Genomic DNA, 16,002 nt, shown 5'->3' with positions numbered 1-16,002 from the left:
TCTAAAACTTTTAGCGTATATCTAATGAAAACCACAAACTTAATTTCAGAAATACGAAAAAAGAACTCCTTTCTTTGCATAGGTCTCGATGTTGATTTGGATAAAATCCCTCAGCATCTGTTAAAGGAAGAGGATCCTATATTTGCTTTTAATAAAGAAATAATTGATGCAACGCATAGTCTTGCGGTTGCTTATAAGCCAAACACTGCTTTTTATGAAGCTTACGGCTTAAAAGGGTGGAAAGCATTAGAAAAAACTATAAATTATCTAAACGAAAATTACCCTGAAATCTTCACCATAGCTGACGCTAAAAGAGGAGATATAGGTAATACTTCAACAATGTATGCGAAAGCTTTTTTTGAAGATTTGGGTTTTGATAGCGTAACAGTTGCACCTTATATGGGGCAAGATTCTGTTGAGCCATTCTTATCTTTTGAAGATAAACATACCATCATGTTAGCTTTAACGTCTAACAAAGGTGCTTTTGATTTTCAGGTTAAAGTTTCTGAAGGAAAAGAGCTTTATAAATCTGTGTTAGAGACTTCAACTCATTGGAAAAATAGTGAAAACCTAATGTATGTTGTGGGTGCAACCAAAGCTGAGTATTTTGCGGAGATTAGAAAAATTGTGCCATCTAGTTTTTTATTGGTTCCTGGAGTAGGAGCTCAAGGTGGTAGCTTAAGCGAGGTTTGTAAATATGGTATCACTAAAGATATTGGGTTATTGATTAATTCGTCAAGAGGAATAATTTATGCTTCTCAGGACACTAACTTTGCTCAAGCAGCTAAAAGTAAAGCATTAGAATTGCAGCTTGAAATGAAGGCAATTATAAATGATCTATAAGGATCAATTAAATAGGACCATTTCCTTAAATGCGACACCTAAGCGTATAGTTTCATTAGTACCCTCACAAACAGAATTACTAGTCTCTCTTGGACTAGAAGAGTTTGTAGTAGGTGTGACAAAATTTTGTGTTCATCCTAATTCATTACGAAAAGAAAAGATTGTTGTTGGTGGTACAAAAACAATTCATCTAGAAAAAATAGCTGCACTTCAACCTGACATAATTATTTGTAATAAGGAAGAGAATACTAAAGATATAGTAGATTGTTGTTCTCAAATTTCATCTGTATGGGTTAGCGATATTGTTAGCCTTGAAGACAATAATGAAATGATATTATTGTTGGGAGAAATATTTGATAAAAAAGACGAGTCAACTCGTTTAGTAGATGAAATAAACAGAGAATGCGTAGATTATATTTCGTTTGTTAAAGACCAACCAGTAGTTGATGTAGCGTATTGCATATGGAAAAACCCGTATATGGTTGCAGGGGGTGATACCTTTATTGATTCATTACTGCGTATGGCTAGATTTAATAACATTTTTTACGAGAAGGAGGGAAGATATCCTGTAGTTGATATTAGTGAATTGAGTGCTGCTAAATTGATTCTACTTTCAAGCGAGCCGTATCCTTTTAAATCTAAAGAAGTTCAAGAACTAAAAAACGAACTCCACTGTGAAGTTCGTTTAGTAGATGGTGAATATTTTTCTTGGTATGGATCTCGAATAAAAAATGCCTTTAAATACTTTCGAACTTTAAGAGATTGATATTATTTATCAGCTCTCTTTAGTTTCAAATATTCTATTTCTTCATAAATTTCTGAAGCTTTCTTTTTTGCATCGCAACTTTTAGAACTGTTCTTCACAGAACATTCAAAAGAGGTACGCATTAGCTTGCGATACTTATCTTGAAGTTTTTCAAGTCTTGTTTTTTTGTGAAACCACTTAGGCATAATTGTAATTATTGATGGGACAAATTTACTAAGTCATTCAATAATTAAGTGTCAACTAACCGTTAAACCTTTGATAATAAACGCGGAGCTTATGATTCAAAAGTGTTAAAAATGTTAATTGTCCTGTAAAGCAAATACTTGTTTTAATAAGCTTGTAGTTCTAGAATTAAGATTGTTTCTAATTTCCTTTTCTTCAACTCCAATCATTGTAAAAACACCTTTTAAAGCTTCACCAGTTACATAATCAGTTAGGTCTGGATTAACATTATTGGTTAATGGAATAGCATTATATTTATTGATAATATTTGCCCAAATCTGGTCTGCTCCTACTTTAGAAAACGAGTTCTTAATCACAGGATTGAACTTAGCGTATAATGCAGAAGTTGTTTTGTTTTCTAGGTAAGCAGTTGCTGCGGTATCAGCTCCTAAAAGTATGTTTTTTGCATCTGCAAAACTCATTGTTTTAACAGCGTCTACAAAAATAGGGGTTGCTTCTTTAACGGCGTCTTCTGCAGCACGATTTAAAACTTTTAGTCCTTCATCTGCAAGACTTCCAAGACCTACGCTTCTTAGTGTGTTGTCAACTTTTTGAAGTTCGTCTGGAAGTAATATTTTAACTAAGTCGTTTCCGTAAAATCCGTTTTGTTGAGTCAGTTTAGTTACTTGTTTGTCGATACCAAAATCTAATGCTTGGCGTAACCCATTAGCTATAGTGTTTGGGTCTAGTGAGCCTCCAGTAGTAGGAAGGTTATTCACTACAGTTTGTAATTCTGCACAAGAAGTCGCAATAAAGCAAAGTAGTACAATTGCTATTTTTTTCATAAATAAATATTTTAAGCTGCAAATTTAAAACAAAAAAAAGGCTCTTTAATTAAAAAGAGCCTTTTAAAATATATAAGTAAAAAATTACTTGATTACTTTGATAGTTTTAGAAGCGTCACCAATAGTAACGTTTACTAAGTAAGCACCTGAAGTTAATGAGCTCATGTCAACTGAAGGAGAAGCTACACCTGGGTTAGCAGATAAAACAACTTTTCCAAGAATGTCATAAACAACAACTGAATCAACAGCAGTTCTAGTACTGATGTTTAATACATCAACAACTGGGTTAGGGTATACAGTAAATACATCAGCGTTGAAATCCTCAGCACCTAAAGTATCACCTTCTTCTAATAATACATCATCGATGTAGTATAAGATAGTTCCGTCACCACCGTAGAAATCTGCTCCACCGAATTCAGTGATAGAAGCATCGTTAAATGGAGATGTAGGAATTGCTTCAACACCTGCAACTACCATTTTAAAAGTTTGATTGTCAACATCAACTACGAAACCAACTTCGAACCACTCATCGTGAGGAAAATTCCAAGTATTAGCTCCGTCGCTACCTTCACCTGGAGTACCGTTAGCTTCATTGAAGTAGATATCAGATGTAAGGAAAGAACCTGTTAACGCAACACCTGCATCAGGAATTGCTCCCTGTAAGTTAAAGTATCCAGATTGTCCAGTTGGAATATACATGTTAAATTTAAGAGTTGCTGCACCAGAAGTTACACCAGAAGTGAACTCAAGAATTTGATCAACACCTTCTTCTACTTCCATAGATAAATCTCCAGAACTTGCAAATTCGTCAGAAACGTTTGCAGCTTCACCGTCTACAGAGTTATCAGCTCCCCAGTTTCTCCAGTAAGGAGACTGAGTACTTATATTACCATCAACTAGGTAATCTTCCATGTTATCTTCTAATAATTGTGCGTTAGAAGTTGACGCAAATCCAAAAGCTACTAGAGCTAAAATGTAGATTTTTTTCATAATGTTTGTTTTAATTGTTTAAATGAAAGAGCAATATACAAATATTTTTTCTTAATGACGTTAAATTTTTCAGAAAATTAATCATTTTGTAATTACGATTTTAGCAAAATAGACCTCATTTTTTTATTAAATTTACAATCTAATAAATAGCTATAAAAATGGTACAAGCCACACCTTATATCCCAATAAATAAAGTAAGAATAGTAACAGCAGCTTCACTTTTTGACGGTCACGATGCAGCAATTAATATTATGCGCCGTATCATTCAGTCAACTGGAGTTGAAGTAATTCACTTAGGACACGATCGAAGTGTTGAAGAAGTTGTAAACACAGCTATCCAAGAAGATGCAAATGCTATTGCAATGACCTCTTATCAAGGTGGTCATAATGAGTACTTTAAGTATATGTATGATTTACTTAAAGAAAGAGGTGCTGAACACATCAAGATTTTTGGTGGTGGAGGTGGTGTAATTTTACCTTCTGAAATCAACGAATTGATGGATTACGGTATCACTCGTATATATTCACCAGATGATGGAAGAGAATTGGGATTGCAAGGGATGATTAACGATTTAGTTAAAACATCAGATTACCCTATTGGTGACGCTCTTAACGGCGAGATTAATGATTTAACAGCTAAAAAGCCAGGTGCTATTGCTCGTATTATTTCCGCAGCAGAAAATTTCCCTGATATTGCTGCTGAAACGCTAAAGATCATTCATAAGAAAAATGAAACTTTAAAAACTCCAGTTCTTGGTATAACTGGTACGGGTGGTTCTGGTAAATCTTCTTTAGTTGATGAATTAGTAAGAAGATTTTTAATAGATTTTCCTGAAAAAACAATTGGACTTATTTCTGTTGATCCATCTAAACGTAAAACAGGTGGTGCGCTACTTGGTGATAGAATTAGAATGAACGCAATTAACTCTCCTAGAGTATATATGCGTAGTCTTGCTACTAGACAATCTAACCTCGCATTATCAAAATATGTTGCTGAAGCTATTGAAGTAATTAAGGCTGCAGAATACGATTTAATTATTCTTGAAACATCAGGAATTGGTCAAAGTGATACTGAAATTCTAGAACACAGTGACGTGTCATTATATGTAATGACACCAGAATTTGGTGCAGCAACTCAATTAGAGAAAATTGATATGTTAGACTTTGCAGATCTTGTGGCAATCAATAAATTTGATAAGCGTGGGTCCCTTGATGCATTACGTGATGTGAAAAAACAATATATGCGTAATCATCAATTATGGGAGACGCATCAGGACGATTTGCCTGTTTATGGTACAATTGCGTCACAATTTAATGATCCAGGAATGAACAAGCTTTACAGTGCTATTATGGCTGAGCTTGAAGAAAAAACGGAAACTGAATTAAAATCTACATTTCAAATTACAGATGAAATGTCTGAAAAGATATTTGTAATTCCTCCAGCAAGAACTAGATACCTTTCTGAAATTTCAGAAAATAATAGAGCTTATGACAAAATAGCAAGTGAACAAGCTGAAGTTGCTCAAAAGCTTTATGGAATTTTTAAAACAATTGAGTCAATTACAGGTGCAATACCAGAACTTGATAAATCTGGACTAGATAGTAATACCTTTAAAGTTTCAGAAGAAAATAAAGATCTTATTAAGCTTTTAAACGCGGAGTTTGATAGAGTGAAATTAAACTTAGATCCTTATAACTGGGAAGTAATTACAGGATGGGATGAAAAAGTAAATAAATATAAAAATCCTGTTTATACCTTTAAGGTAAGAGACAAGGAAATTAAAATTGATACGCACACCGAAAGCCTGTCTCACACGCAAATACCTAAAGTTGCTTTACCTAAGTATAAAGCGTGGGGCGATATTTTAAGATGGACACTACAAGAAAATGTTCCAGGAGAGTTCCCTTATACTTCAGGATTATATCCTTTTAAAAGAACTGGTGAGGACCCAACAAGAATGTTTGCTGGCGAAGGTGGTCCGGAACGTACTAACCGTCGTTTTCATTACGTAAGTATGGGGCTTCCGGCTAAACGTTTGTCGACAGCTTTTGATAGTGTAACACTCTACGGAAATGATCCAAATGAGCGTCCTGATATTTATGGGAAAATTGGTAATGCAGGAGTTTCTATTTGTTGTCTTGACGATGCCAAAAAATTATACAGTGGATTTGATTTAAGCCACCCAATGACTTCGGTAAGTATGACAATTAATGGTCCCGCGCCTATGTTGTTAGGGTTCTTTATGAATGCTGCTATTGATCAAAACTGTGAAAAATATATCAAAGAGCAAGGTTTAGAGAATGAAGTTCAAGAGAAAATTCTTGCAATTTATAAAGAGCGTGGTGTAGAAAGACCAACATACCAGGGAGAATTACCAAAAGGGAACGATGGTCTTGGATTGATGCTTCTAGGTGTTACAGGAGATTTAGTATTACCTAAGGACGTGTATTATAAAATAAAAGCTGATACTATGATGCAAGTTCGTGGTACAGTTCAAGCTGATATTTTAAAAGAAGATCAGGCACAAAATACCTGTATATTTTCAACAGAATTTGCACTTCGACTTATGGGAGATGTTCAGCAATATTTTATTGAAAATCAAGTGCGTAATTTCTATTCAGTTTCAATTAGTGGTTATCATATTGCAGAAGCAGGAGCAAATCCAATTACACAATTGGCTTTTACACTTTCAAACGGTTTTACGTATGTAGAGTACTACTTGAGTCGTGGAATGGATATCAATAAATTTGGACCAAACCTATCATTCTTTTTTAGTAATGGTATTGATCCAGAATATTCTGTAATAGGTCGTGTTGCACGTAAAATTTGGTCTAAAGCGATGAAGAACAAATATAACGCTAACTCTAGAGCTCAGATGTTAAAGTATCATATCCAAACATCAGGAAGATCATTACATGCCCAGGAAATTGACTTTAACGACATCCGTACTACATTGCAAGCATTATATGCAATTTATGATAATTGTAACTCATTACATACAAACGCTTATGATGAAGCTATTACAACACCTACGGAAGAAAGTGTGCGTCGTGCAATGGCAATCCAATTAATTATCAATAAAGAATTAGGACTAGCTAAAAACGAAAACCCAATTCAAGGATCGTTCATCATTGAAGAGTTAACTGATCTTGTTGAAGAAGCTGTTTTGTTAGAATTTGATAGAATAACTGAAAGAGGAGGGGTTCTTGGAGCAATGGAGACCATGTATCAACGAAGCAAAATACAGGAAGAGAGTTTGTATTATGAAACATTGAAGCATACAGGAGAGTTCCCTATTATAGGTGTGAATACATTTTTAAGTAGTAAAGGGTCTCCTACTGTTCAACCTGCTGAAGTAATTAGAGCTACTGAAGAGGAGAAGTTATATCAAATTAAAACGTTAAACAATCTTCATAAAGCCTTTGGAGATAAAGCACAAGAATCTATTAAAAAGGTACAGAGAGCTGCTATTAGTAACGAAAATATGTTTGAACAATTGATGGAAGCAACTAAAGTTTGTTCGCTTGGGCAAATTACTGCGAAACTTTTTGAAGTAGGTGGGCAGTATCGTAGAAATATGTAATATTCTTTAGGAGAAATATTAATGAACAAAAAAAGCTACTTAATTTTTAAGTAGCTTTTTTTATAGAATCAATTTTTATAAAGTCATTAACCATTTACGCTGTAGCTTTCTAAACTTCTTCAATTCTTTTTTTAGAATAGGTAAAAAATCTTTTCCATTAGAAGGGAATTTTTCAAGTCGTTCACAATTTATAGTAAGTGAAGTTGTTAATTTCTCTAATGAGGCAATGTGCTTAAATCGATCTTCTTGAAAAGGTTTGCTTTCAGCCTTTAAAATTTCAGGAGCAAGCGAATTAGATTGTTGAATAATATCTCCTGAAAAATATATTACGGGATGGTCTATATGTTCAGCTGATCTAGAATTAAAGTCTTCAACTAAGTAGCTTGATATATTTCTCGATAGCATAAATATCTCAATCGCCTTATTGTAAATAGGCGATTTAGGAAAATTGTGTGTAGCAGTAAGTTTCATTAATATGTTCAAATTCAATAGCGTATCAAATTTACTAAGTAGTCCCAATAGTTGTATTTAAAATTTAAAGTAAAATGGTATATTTGATTTAATAAATAACTAAATATTATGGTTGACTTTAAAATGAACATAGATTCGTTAAACTGGAAGATATTAGACCTTTTGCAAAAAAATGCTAGAATGTCAAATGCTGAAATTGGTAGAAAAGTTGGAATTAGCTCTCCGGCAGTTTCAGAGCGTATAAAAAAGATGGAAGATGCAGGGCTTATAAAAGGATATCATGCAGTTGTGTCTCCTTATGTAGCAAACTATCAGTTAAAGGCAATAATTACTGTAAGAGCATTTATGGGGAAATTAAAACCCTTTTTAGATAAATTAACAACCTTTGATGAAGTGCTTAATTGTTATAGAATAACAGGTAATGAAAACATAGTAATGGAGGTAATTTTAAAAAATCAGAGACATTTAGAAGTATTTATTGATCAATTAATCATCTATGGAGAGACTAAAACACAGATAGTATTATCACACGTAGTAGCTCACAATAGTATTAAGCCTTTAAAATAGGTTGTTAAAGTACAGCCAATTGACATTTTATTAATACAATATGGGAGAGGTGTTTTTTAGTTTTGTGTAAACATCAAATCATGAAAAAATATACTTCTCAATTTCTTATTGGTTTTATCATCACGTTACTACTTGGGTACACTGGATTGAAATTTCCAGGAGATGCAGTAGTGCGTTTTATTTGTTTAGTTTTTGGAGTGGGACTAATTGTTTCCTGTTTGGATGCTGTATTGGTTTCTGAAAATATGAAAAAAATGAGATTCAGAAATTTAAGAGATAAGCTTAGAAGAACTAAAAAAGTTCAAGAGTAATTTTTATTCTGAAATTATAAGATGTGGTACTTTGTCTACATCCCAGTCAATTACAAGCCCACCTGCTAAGGATTGGGCTATTTTTTTACCATAGAGGTGCTCTGTTAAATATAAAGCAGCCTCGAAGCTTTTAGCACCACCTGCAGATGTAATATATTTTCCATCGTGAACAAATAAAACATCTTTACGAATATCTAACTCTGGAAATTGTTCTCTCATTTGTTTAATGTCGCTAGGGAAAGTTGTTGAAACAGCATTGTCTAATAACCCAGCCTTGGCTAGTACAAAAGCACCATCGCAATGCGAAGTAATAAATAGCGCTTCCCTATCTATCTTTTTTACAAAAGCAATCATTTGAGCGTCTTCTAAATCAGTGTCAAGATGATGCTCAGCGCTTGGAACCACTAGAATATCAATTTTTGGAAGATCGTCTTCAAGGTAATTGAAGTCAGGTAAGAGTCTTAAACCCTCAAATGTTACAATGGGTTCACTAGTGTTTGCAACAGTAAATACGTTCATAGCTTTTATGCTATCTCTAAATACGGTATGTTGAAAAATATCAAACGGAGCAGTTAATTCAGTATTAAAAGTGCCATCCATAATTAAAAATGCAACATTATACCTCTCTGGATCGATATCTGGTTGCCAAGCATTTTGTATCTCTTCTTCTATAACAATTTTCTTAGTAGTTTTAATATCGCAACTAATTACATTGATAGCAATAAAAAGCAAGAGTAATTTTTTCATAACTGAAATTTTAAGTCCCTTCAAAAGTAGGCGATTTTTTTAATAGCTTATATAGCCATATTGTTAGAATAGACACAATAATTAGTACACCTACCATTATCCACCAAGTTGTATCAAAGCCGTATGTGTCGGCGAGGTTCATTCCTCCGTTGTGTCCAAATATATGTGAGATTGAAAAACTCATGCTAAATAACCCCATATAACTTCCTTTTCTGCCTTTAGGTGCCATCTCTAAAGCCAATGCACTAGAAAAAGGAGAGCCTATCATTTCTCCTAAAGTTAGCAATAACATTCCTATTATTAATACACCACTCCACGACGTAATATTAATAACAATAAAGCTAAGTGCAATAAAAACTCCTCCCCAAAATGTTGCCATAGTTTTAGAAATATTTATTCTTTCTAAGTATCCTACGAGTGGCATTTCAAAAATGACAATAATTGCTCCATTTACAAACATTAGCCAACCTATAAGGTCTTCGCTCAAAAAGTGCTCCTTTGCCCAGTATAATGGCATAACGCTAAAGTATTGCACAAACGTAATACTTGTTAAAACCATAATAATAAATAGGAGTATGTATAACTTGTTTAATAGTGGAGGAAGTCCTTCTTTTTTAATACTACTATCAGGATCTATCTTGTCTTTTTCTTTAGGTTTTAAAAGAACAAATAAACCTATTGAAGCAATAACACAGCTTATACCATCAATCCAAAATAATGATGAGTAGTCTATCGAAGCGATAATCATTCCGCCTATCAATGGCCCAATAGAAAAACCTAAATTAATAGCTAGCCTTATTAAAGCTATACTTCTTGTTTTATTTTCAGGTTTACTATAAACATCACTAGCTACATAAATTGCAGGACGATAAGCATCTGCAATTAAAATTAATGTAAAAATACCGATGCAAAATCCAGCAAATGAATCTAACCATTGGAGTCCAATAAATCCTAAACCTCCAAAAAATAATGAAAGTGTGATTACCTTATAAAAACCAATTTTATCAGTAAGTCTTCCGCCTATCCAAGTACCTGTTAGTGAACCCAAACCATAACTTGTCATAATCCACCCTACGTCTGGCATAGAAAAACAACGATCATTAACTAAGTATAAAGAAAGAAAAGGAATAACCATAGCACCTGCTCTATTAACAAAGGTGACCAATGACAAAAGCCAAATCTCTTTACTTAAACCAGTAAAGTTGTTGATGTATGAGTTATAGATTTTTCTCAATTGCTTGGTTGAATTTTGACCAAAAATAAAACGTCTTAATGTTATTTAAGACGTTTTATGATTGATTTATGTTATTAAAGTATTACTTCTCGTTCAAAGCACCTTTAATATTTTTTGGTTTTGTTTTAAATTTTCCACGTTTTGGACGCAATTTTCCATACGAACCAATATTTATTTTTCCCTTTCTAGATTTTTTATCTCCTTTTCCCATTGTTTATGTTTTTTCTGTTAGCTTCTATTTCTTAAAAATAACGAACAGTAATGATATACTAAGTTAAACGAGTAGTAAAGGTTTGTTAAATATGTCTTTGTATTAAATCTGAAAGATTTCAAAAAGAGAAAACTATCTAATTGATTTTACAAAATCACTAATTCCATTAAGACCTTTTTCAGTAAGTATTTTAATAAAAGCACTTCCTATTATTGCTCCTTTTGCGTGGGTAGTTGCAGCTTTAAAAGTTTCAGTGTTACTAATTCCAAAACCTACAATTTGTGGGTTATTTAAATTCATATTCTTAATACGAGTAAAGTAGTCCATTTGAGCATTTCCGAAGCCAGATTGAGATCCAGTTACACTCGCGCTGCTAACCATATATATAAAACCGTCGCTTGCATTATCTAGTTGTTTAATGCGCTCTTCACTAGTTTGAGGAGTGATTAAAAACGTATTTGATAATCCGTATTTTTCAAAAATTGGTTTGTAATGTTCTTTGTATTCAGCTAGTGGTAAATCTGGAAGAATCAATCCGTCGATACCTATTTCTTGACATTTCTTACAGAAATTTTCTACACCATATTGTAGCACAGGATTAAAATAACCCATTATAATTAAAGGAATAGAAACTGTTTTTCGAATATCTTTCAATTGTTCAAAAAGGAGGGTAGTGGTCATTCCATTTTTTAATGCTTGAGTTCCACTAGCCTGAATTGTTGGCCCATCTGCTAAAGGGTCACTAAATGGTAGCCCTATTTCAACCATATCGACACCATTTTCTTGTAGACTTTCTAAAATGGGAACGGTGTCTTCTAAGCTTGGGTATCCAGCTGTAAAATAGATGGAAAGCAGCTTTTTATTGTTTTGTAATTTATCTTGAATTCTCTGCATAATATATTTATCTGTTCGAGCGTAGTCGAGAACTAATTTTATCTTGATGGTTGTTTTGACTTTTCTCAGTCGGAAACCGGTATAGGTTTTATAAATTAAAATAGGCTATATACGTATTTAAATCCTTGTCACCACGACCGCTTAAATTTACGACTACAACATCATCCTTTTTAAATTTTCTAGTTTCAAAAATGGCTAATGCGTGGCTCGTTTCTATAGCTGGAATAATCCCTTCTAATTTAGATAATTCTAAACCCGCCGTCATTGCTTTCTCATCAGTTACACTAATAAATTCGCCTCGCCCACTTGTAAATAGATGCGCGTGCATAGGCCCTACGCCAGGATAATCTAGTCCTGCTGAAATTGAATAAGGCTCAGTAATCTGGCCATCATCAGTTTGCATAAGTAAGGTTTTACTCCCGTGGATGATTCCTGTTTTTCCTAAAGCTGAGGTTGCAGCACTTTCACCTGTATGAATTCCTTTCCCAGCAGCTTCAACAGCAATTATTCCAACTTCAGGTTTATTTAAAAAATGGTAATATGCACCTGCGGCGTTACTTCCACCACCTACACAAGCCACTACAAAATCTGGATTTGTACGTCCTTCTTTTTCTTCAAGTTGTATTGTTATTTCTTCTGAAATTACACTTTGAAAACGAGCAACCATATCTGGATAAGGATGAGGTCCAACCACACTTCCTATAATATAATGTGTGTCTGTTGGGTTGTTAATCCAATCTCTAATGGCTTCGTTTGTAGCGTCTTTTAATGTCTTACTTCCGCTGGTGGCTGGAACAACTGTTGCGCCAAGCATTTTCATACGGGCAACATTTGGCGCTTGTCGCTCAATGTCAATCGCTCCCATATAAACAATACATTCCAGCCCCATTAAAGCACAAACAGTTGCGGTAGCAACACCATGTTGACCAGCCCCAGTTTCAGCGATAATACGTTTTTTACCTAAGCGTTGTGCCATTAATATTTGCCCAATTGTATTGTTCACTTTATGAGCTCCGGTGTGACACAAATCTTCTCTTTTTAAGTAGATTTTGGTGTTGTATTTTTCACTTAGTCGCTTAGCAAAATATAATGGAGTAGGTCGCCCCACATATTCGCGAAGTAGGTCCTGAAATTCCTCCTGAAACTCTGGAGACGCCATAATTTCAAGGTATTGCTGTCGTAACTCCTCTACATTTGGATAAAGCATTTCGGGGATGTAAGCACCACCAAACTCTCCATAATATCCTTTTTCGTTTACGTTATAATTCATCTTCAATTGCTTTATGCTTTAAGCGCTAGGCTTTAGGCAAATTGTTGTATTAGTATTTTTAATGCTGAAATATTCTTCAAACCAGGACTTTTTTCAAACTTGCTATTCACGTCAATACCATAAATTGGCAAGTTAATTTCTATTAATTTTTTTACTTCTGAAATATTCTCCATTGAAATTCCGCCACTTAAAATAAAAGGTTTGTTACTTGGGTAATTTTTCAAAACAGACCAATCAAAAGCAAAACCATTGCCTCCTTTAGCATTTCCTTTAGTGTCAAATAAGAACTTATCTACCACGTTTTCAAATTCTGAAAGTTTGCCAAAATCAAAGTCATCACCAACTGAAAATACTTTCCAAATATCAATACCGTTTGGTTTTTGGATTTTAGATCTTGAATTATAAAGGCTCTTATTTATTTCATTAATAAGAAAAACTGTTTCATCACCGTGCAATTGTATTACATCTAAGTTGAAAGCGATGGTTTGTTTTATAATAAATGAAATAGGTGCGTCAACAAATACTCCTACACGTTTTATATGATTTGGGATGTCAAGAACTTCCTTGTCAAAATTTCGCGGACTTTTTTCAAAGAAAATAAATCCTAAATAGTCGGGTTGTAATGCTGCTACTTGTGCAACATTATGTTTCATACCGCATATTTTTAATTTAATCTTTTTCATTTAACTTTTTATTATTAGCTTTATGAGAGCGCATTAATAAAGTGTTCTGCGCTTTCTCCAGGATTTTCAGTTTTCATAAATCGTTCACCAATTAAAAATCCTTTAAATCCGAATGGCTTTAACTCGTTTATAGCATCTACAGAGCTGATTCCGCTTTCTGAAATTTTCACATACGTATCAGGCATTAACGTTGATAATCGTTTGCTAGCTTCTAATGATACCTCAAAGGTTTTTAGATTTCTATTATTAACTCCTAGTAAATCTACCGTTGGATGTAGTGATCTTTTTAATTCGGCCTCATTATGGATTTCTAATAACACATCCATTCCTAATTGTTTTGCAATTTCAGAGTATTCCTTTAATTGCTTTTCATCTAAACAAGCGGCAATTAACAATATAGCATCTGCCCCATAAGCTTTGGCTTCGTGTATTTGATAAGGATCTATAATGAAGTCTTTTCTTAATAAAGGGATGTTTACATGAGCTCTAGCTACTAATAAATCATCTAATGAACCTCCAAAAAACTTTGTATCAGTTAATATTGAAATAGCACTTACTCCTGCTTTTTCATATCCTATAACTACTTCAGGAACTAGAACTTTTTCGTTAATTACAGATTTGCTTGGAGAACGTCTTTTGTGTTCTGCAATAATTCCAGAGCCTTCCGACACATTTTTTGCCATTGAGAAACACTCGCGATTGTAAAGCTTAGATTGTTTCAACAATGAGAGTGGGAATGCCATTTTTCTAGCAAAAACTTCTTGTTTTTTATAGCTCGTTATTTTTTCTAGTATGGTCATAGTGCTAATTTGAAAATTGAAGATTAACAGTTTTTATCTGAATTTTTAGTTGCTCAATGCAATCAATTTTTTTAATGCATTTAACCCTTTTCCGCCAAGTAAACTTTCTTGTGCTTTTTCAAATCCTTCATTAATGGTGCAACCAGTGACTGTTGCTATAGCAAGTCCTGCATTAGCACAAACTACATTATTTTGTGACTCAGTTCCATTTCCATTTAATATTTCAGAAAAAATAAAAGCCGAATCTGCTACGGTTTCTCCTCCATAAATATCGCTTTGAAGAATCTGTTTTACACTAAAACTCTCAGGAGTCAACATCGTTTCAGTGTTACGGCTAATCATTTTAGTGGCCCCTGTTAAGCTTATTTCGTCGTATCCGTCCATTGCGTGTATGACAGCAAAGTTTTTAGTTCCTTTTTGGTAGAGATATCCGTACATTCTGGCAAGTTCTAAATTAAAAACTCCAACTAATTGATTTTTTGGGAAAGCTGGATTTACCATTGGACCAAGCATATTGAAGAAGGTTTTAACGCCTAATTCTCTACGAATGGGAGCTACATTTTTCATTGCTGGATGAAAGAGAGGTGCGTGTAGAACACAAATTCCAGCTTCGTCTAAGCAGCGTTTATGGTGATCATTATTATTACTAAATTTAATACCTAAATGTTCCATTACGTTGCTGCTTCCACTTATAGAGGAAACTCCATAATTTCCGTGCTTGGTAACGTGAACACCTGCGCCTGCGGTAATAAATGATGCAAGTGTACTTATGTTAAAGGTATTTTTTCCGTCACCACCAGTGCCGCATAGATCGATGGTATTGTAATTATTTACATCTACCGGAATACAAAGTTCAAGTAAAGCATCGCGAAAACCTTCTAGCTCTTCAATACCAATACTTCGCATCATATAGACTGTCATAAAAGCTGCAATCTGACTTTGATTATAATTTCCTTCTGAAATATTAATCAACACCATTTTTGCTTGCTCTTTTGTGAGTTGTTCGTGATTGATAAGTTTGTTAAGTATGTTTTTCATCTTTGATTTCGGCACTAATTCATTTCAATCCAATTCTTAATCATCTCTTTTCCTTTAGGTGTCAGTACACTTTCTGGATGGAACTGTACACCTCTAATATCTAGTTCTCTGTGGCGAAGAGACATTATTTGACCATTATCGTCAAGTGATGTGATTTCAAGACTAGGCGGGAAATTTTCTTTGTCAACTACCCAACTATGATATCGTCCTATTTCAATCTGATTCCCTAAACCTTTAAAGAGTGGTTCATTATCAACTAGAATTTCTGCTGTTGTAGAAACTCCATGAAATACTTTAGATAGGTTACTTAATGATCCTCCAAAAACTTCACCAATAGCTTGCTGACCAAGGCAGACACCTAAAATTGGTTTTCTGCCAGCATATGTTTTAATAACTTTTTTTAACAATCCAGCTTCATCAGGAATTCCTGGGCCAGGAGATAAAAGTATCTTGTCATAACGTTCTAAATCTTCTAAATGAAATTGATCGTTTCTTACTACGGTAACGGTACAATGTAATTCTTCTAAATAGTGAACGAGGTTGTACACAAAACTGTCGTAGTTGTCTATTACTATAATATTCATAT

At 33.9% G+C, this 16,002-nt stretch carries 18 protein-coding genes; 5 read left to right on the top strand and 13 right to left on the bottom strand.

What is annotated here, in order from left to right:
* Positions 1-24 precede the first annotated feature (24 nt).
* Together pyrF and GBH57_RS10495 are read left to right on the top strand one after the other, a co-directional pair.
* A complete protein-coding gene (gene pyrF, locus GBH57_RS10500) occupies positions 25-843 on the top strand; it encodes an orotidine-5'-phosphate decarboxylase (RefSeq protein ID WP_151674451.1) in 819 nt (272 codons plus the stop codon).
* A complete protein-coding gene (locus GBH57_RS10495) occupies positions 833-1,609 on the top strand; it encodes an ABC transporter substrate-binding protein (protein ID WP_151674450.1) in 777 nt (258 codons plus the stop codon). The genes pyrF and GBH57_RS10495 overlap by 11 nt, the downstream gene beginning before the upstream one ends.
* 2 nt (positions 1,610-1,611) lie before the next feature.
* Here GBH57_RS10495 and GBH57_RS10490 read toward each other — a convergent pair whose 3' ends face one another.
* The 3 genes from GBH57_RS10490 to GBH57_RS10480 all read right to left on the bottom strand — a co-directional run bounded on the left by GBH57_RS10490 (position 1,612) and on the right by GBH57_RS10480 (position 3,606).
* Positions 1,612-1,794 carry a Lacal_2735 family protein gene (locus GBH57_RS10490; protein WP_151674449.1) on the bottom strand — a complete coding sequence of 61 codons (183 nt, stop codon included), beginning with the start codon at positions 1,792-1,794 and terminating at the stop codon, positions 1,612-1,614.
* 114 nt (positions 1,795-1,908) lie between these two features.
* Positions 1,909-2,616: a DUF4197 domain-containing protein gene (locus GBH57_RS10485; RefSeq protein ID WP_151674448.1), complete on the bottom strand. Its 708-nt coding sequence runs from the start codon at positions 2,614-2,616 to the stop codon at positions 1,909-1,911.
* A gap of 84 nt (positions 2,617-2,700) precedes the next feature.
* Positions 2,701-3,606 (bottom strand): T9SS type A sorting domain-containing protein, encoded by a 906-nt coding sequence (locus GBH57_RS10480; protein ID WP_151674447.1) that lies wholly within the window; start codon positions 3,604-3,606, stop codon positions 2,701-2,703.
* Positions 3,607-3,764: 158 nt separating this feature from the next.
* Between GBH57_RS10480 and GBH57_RS10475 the strand changes: the two genes are divergently transcribed.
* A complete protein-coding gene (locus GBH57_RS10475; protein WP_151674446.1) occupies positions 3,765-7,190 on the top strand; it encodes a methylmalonyl-CoA mutase family protein in 3,426 nt (1,141 codons plus the stop codon).
* A gap of 75 nt (positions 7,191-7,265) precedes the next feature.
* Here GBH57_RS10475 and GBH57_RS10470 read toward each other — a convergent pair whose 3' ends face one another.
* Positions 7,266-7,661: a hypothetical protein gene (locus GBH57_RS10470; protein ID WP_151674445.1), complete on the bottom strand. Its 396-nt coding sequence runs from the start codon at positions 7,659-7,661 to the stop codon at positions 7,266-7,268.
* 123 nt (positions 7,662-7,784) lie between these two features.
* Here GBH57_RS10470 and GBH57_RS10465 point away from each other — a divergent pair, with 123 nt between their 5' ends.
* Together GBH57_RS10465 and GBH57_RS10460 are read left to right on the top strand one after the other, a co-directional pair.
* Positions 7,785-8,228, top strand: coding sequence for an Lrp/AsnC family transcriptional regulator (locus GBH57_RS10465; RefSeq protein ID WP_151674574.1), 444 nt, complete (start codon positions 7,785-7,787; stop codon positions 8,226-8,228).
* A gap of 80 nt (positions 8,229-8,308) precedes the next feature.
* Entirely contained in the window at positions 8,309-8,539 is a 231-nt protein-coding gene (locus GBH57_RS10460; protein WP_151674444.1) for a hypothetical protein, read from the top strand.
* A gap of 3 nt (positions 8,540-8,542) precedes the next feature.
* On the opposite strand, the gene GBH57_RS10455 is transcribed toward GBH57_RS10460, so the two are convergent.
* The 9 genes from GBH57_RS10455 to GBH57_RS10415 all read right to left on the bottom strand — a co-directional run bounded on the left by GBH57_RS10455 (position 8,543) and on the right by GBH57_RS10415 (position 16,000).
* A complete protein-coding gene (locus GBH57_RS10455; protein ID WP_151674443.1) occupies positions 8,543-9,286 on the bottom strand; it encodes a DJ-1/PfpI family protein in 744 nt (247 codons plus the stop codon).
* Between the two features lie 10 nt (positions 9,287-9,296).
* Positions 9,297-10,520, bottom strand: a complete 1,224-nt coding sequence (locus GBH57_RS10450) for an MDR family MFS transporter (RefSeq protein WP_151674442.1) — start codon at positions 10,518-10,520, stop codon at positions 9,297-9,299.
* Positions 10,521-10,602: 82 nt separating this feature from the next.
* Complete coding sequence (locus GBH57_RS10445; protein ID WP_151674441.1) at positions 10,603-10,731, bottom strand: 30S ribosomal protein THX; 129 nt, start codon at positions 10,729-10,731, stop codon at positions 10,603-10,605.
* Between the two features lie 132 nt (positions 10,732-10,863).
* Positions 10,864-11,625 carry a tryptophan synthase subunit alpha gene (trpA, locus tag GBH57_RS10440; RefSeq protein WP_151674440.1) on the bottom strand — a complete coding sequence of 254 codons (762 nt, stop codon included), beginning with the start codon at positions 11,623-11,625 and terminating at the stop codon, positions 10,864-10,866.
* Between the two features lie 88 nt (positions 11,626-11,713).
* The gene (gene trpB / locus GBH57_RS10435; protein ID WP_151674439.1) at positions 11,714-12,895 is read right to left on the bottom strand and encodes a tryptophan synthase subunit beta; all 1,182 of its coding nucleotides are present in this window, start codon (positions 12,893-12,895) and stop codon (positions 11,714-11,716) included.
* 32 nt (positions 12,896-12,927) lie between these two features.
* A complete protein-coding gene (locus GBH57_RS10430) occupies positions 12,928-13,578 on the bottom strand; it encodes a phosphoribosylanthranilate isomerase (protein WP_235904692.1) in 651 nt (216 codons plus the stop codon).
* Positions 13,579-13,598: 20 nt separating this feature from the next.
* Positions 13,599-14,378, bottom strand: a complete 780-nt coding sequence (trpC, locus tag GBH57_RS10425) for an indole-3-glycerol phosphate synthase TrpC (RefSeq protein WP_151674437.1) — start codon at positions 14,376-14,378, stop codon at positions 13,599-13,601.
* A gap of 45 nt (positions 14,379-14,423) precedes the next feature.
* Positions 14,424-15,416 carry an anthranilate phosphoribosyltransferase gene (gene trpD, locus GBH57_RS10420; RefSeq protein WP_151674436.1) on the bottom strand — a complete coding sequence of 331 codons (993 nt, stop codon included), beginning with the start codon at positions 15,414-15,416 and terminating at the stop codon, positions 14,424-14,426.
* A 14-nt stretch (positions 15,417-15,430) separates the two neighbouring features.
* Positions 15,431-16,000, bottom strand: a complete 570-nt coding sequence (locus GBH57_RS10415; RefSeq protein WP_151674435.1) for an anthranilate synthase component II — start codon at positions 15,998-16,000, stop codon at positions 15,431-15,433.
* Between the last annotated feature and the right edge of the window lie 2 nt (positions 16,001-16,002).

The sequence above is a fragment of the Patiriisocius marinus genome (genome assembly GCF_008974325.1).
In the GTDB taxonomy this organism is placed as follows: Bacteria; Bacteroidota; Bacteroidia; order Flavobacteriales; family Flavobacteriaceae; genus Patiriisocius; species Patiriisocius marinus.
Note: the sequence above shows the minus strand (reverse complement) of the source record. Positions and strands in the feature narration are given on the sequence as shown.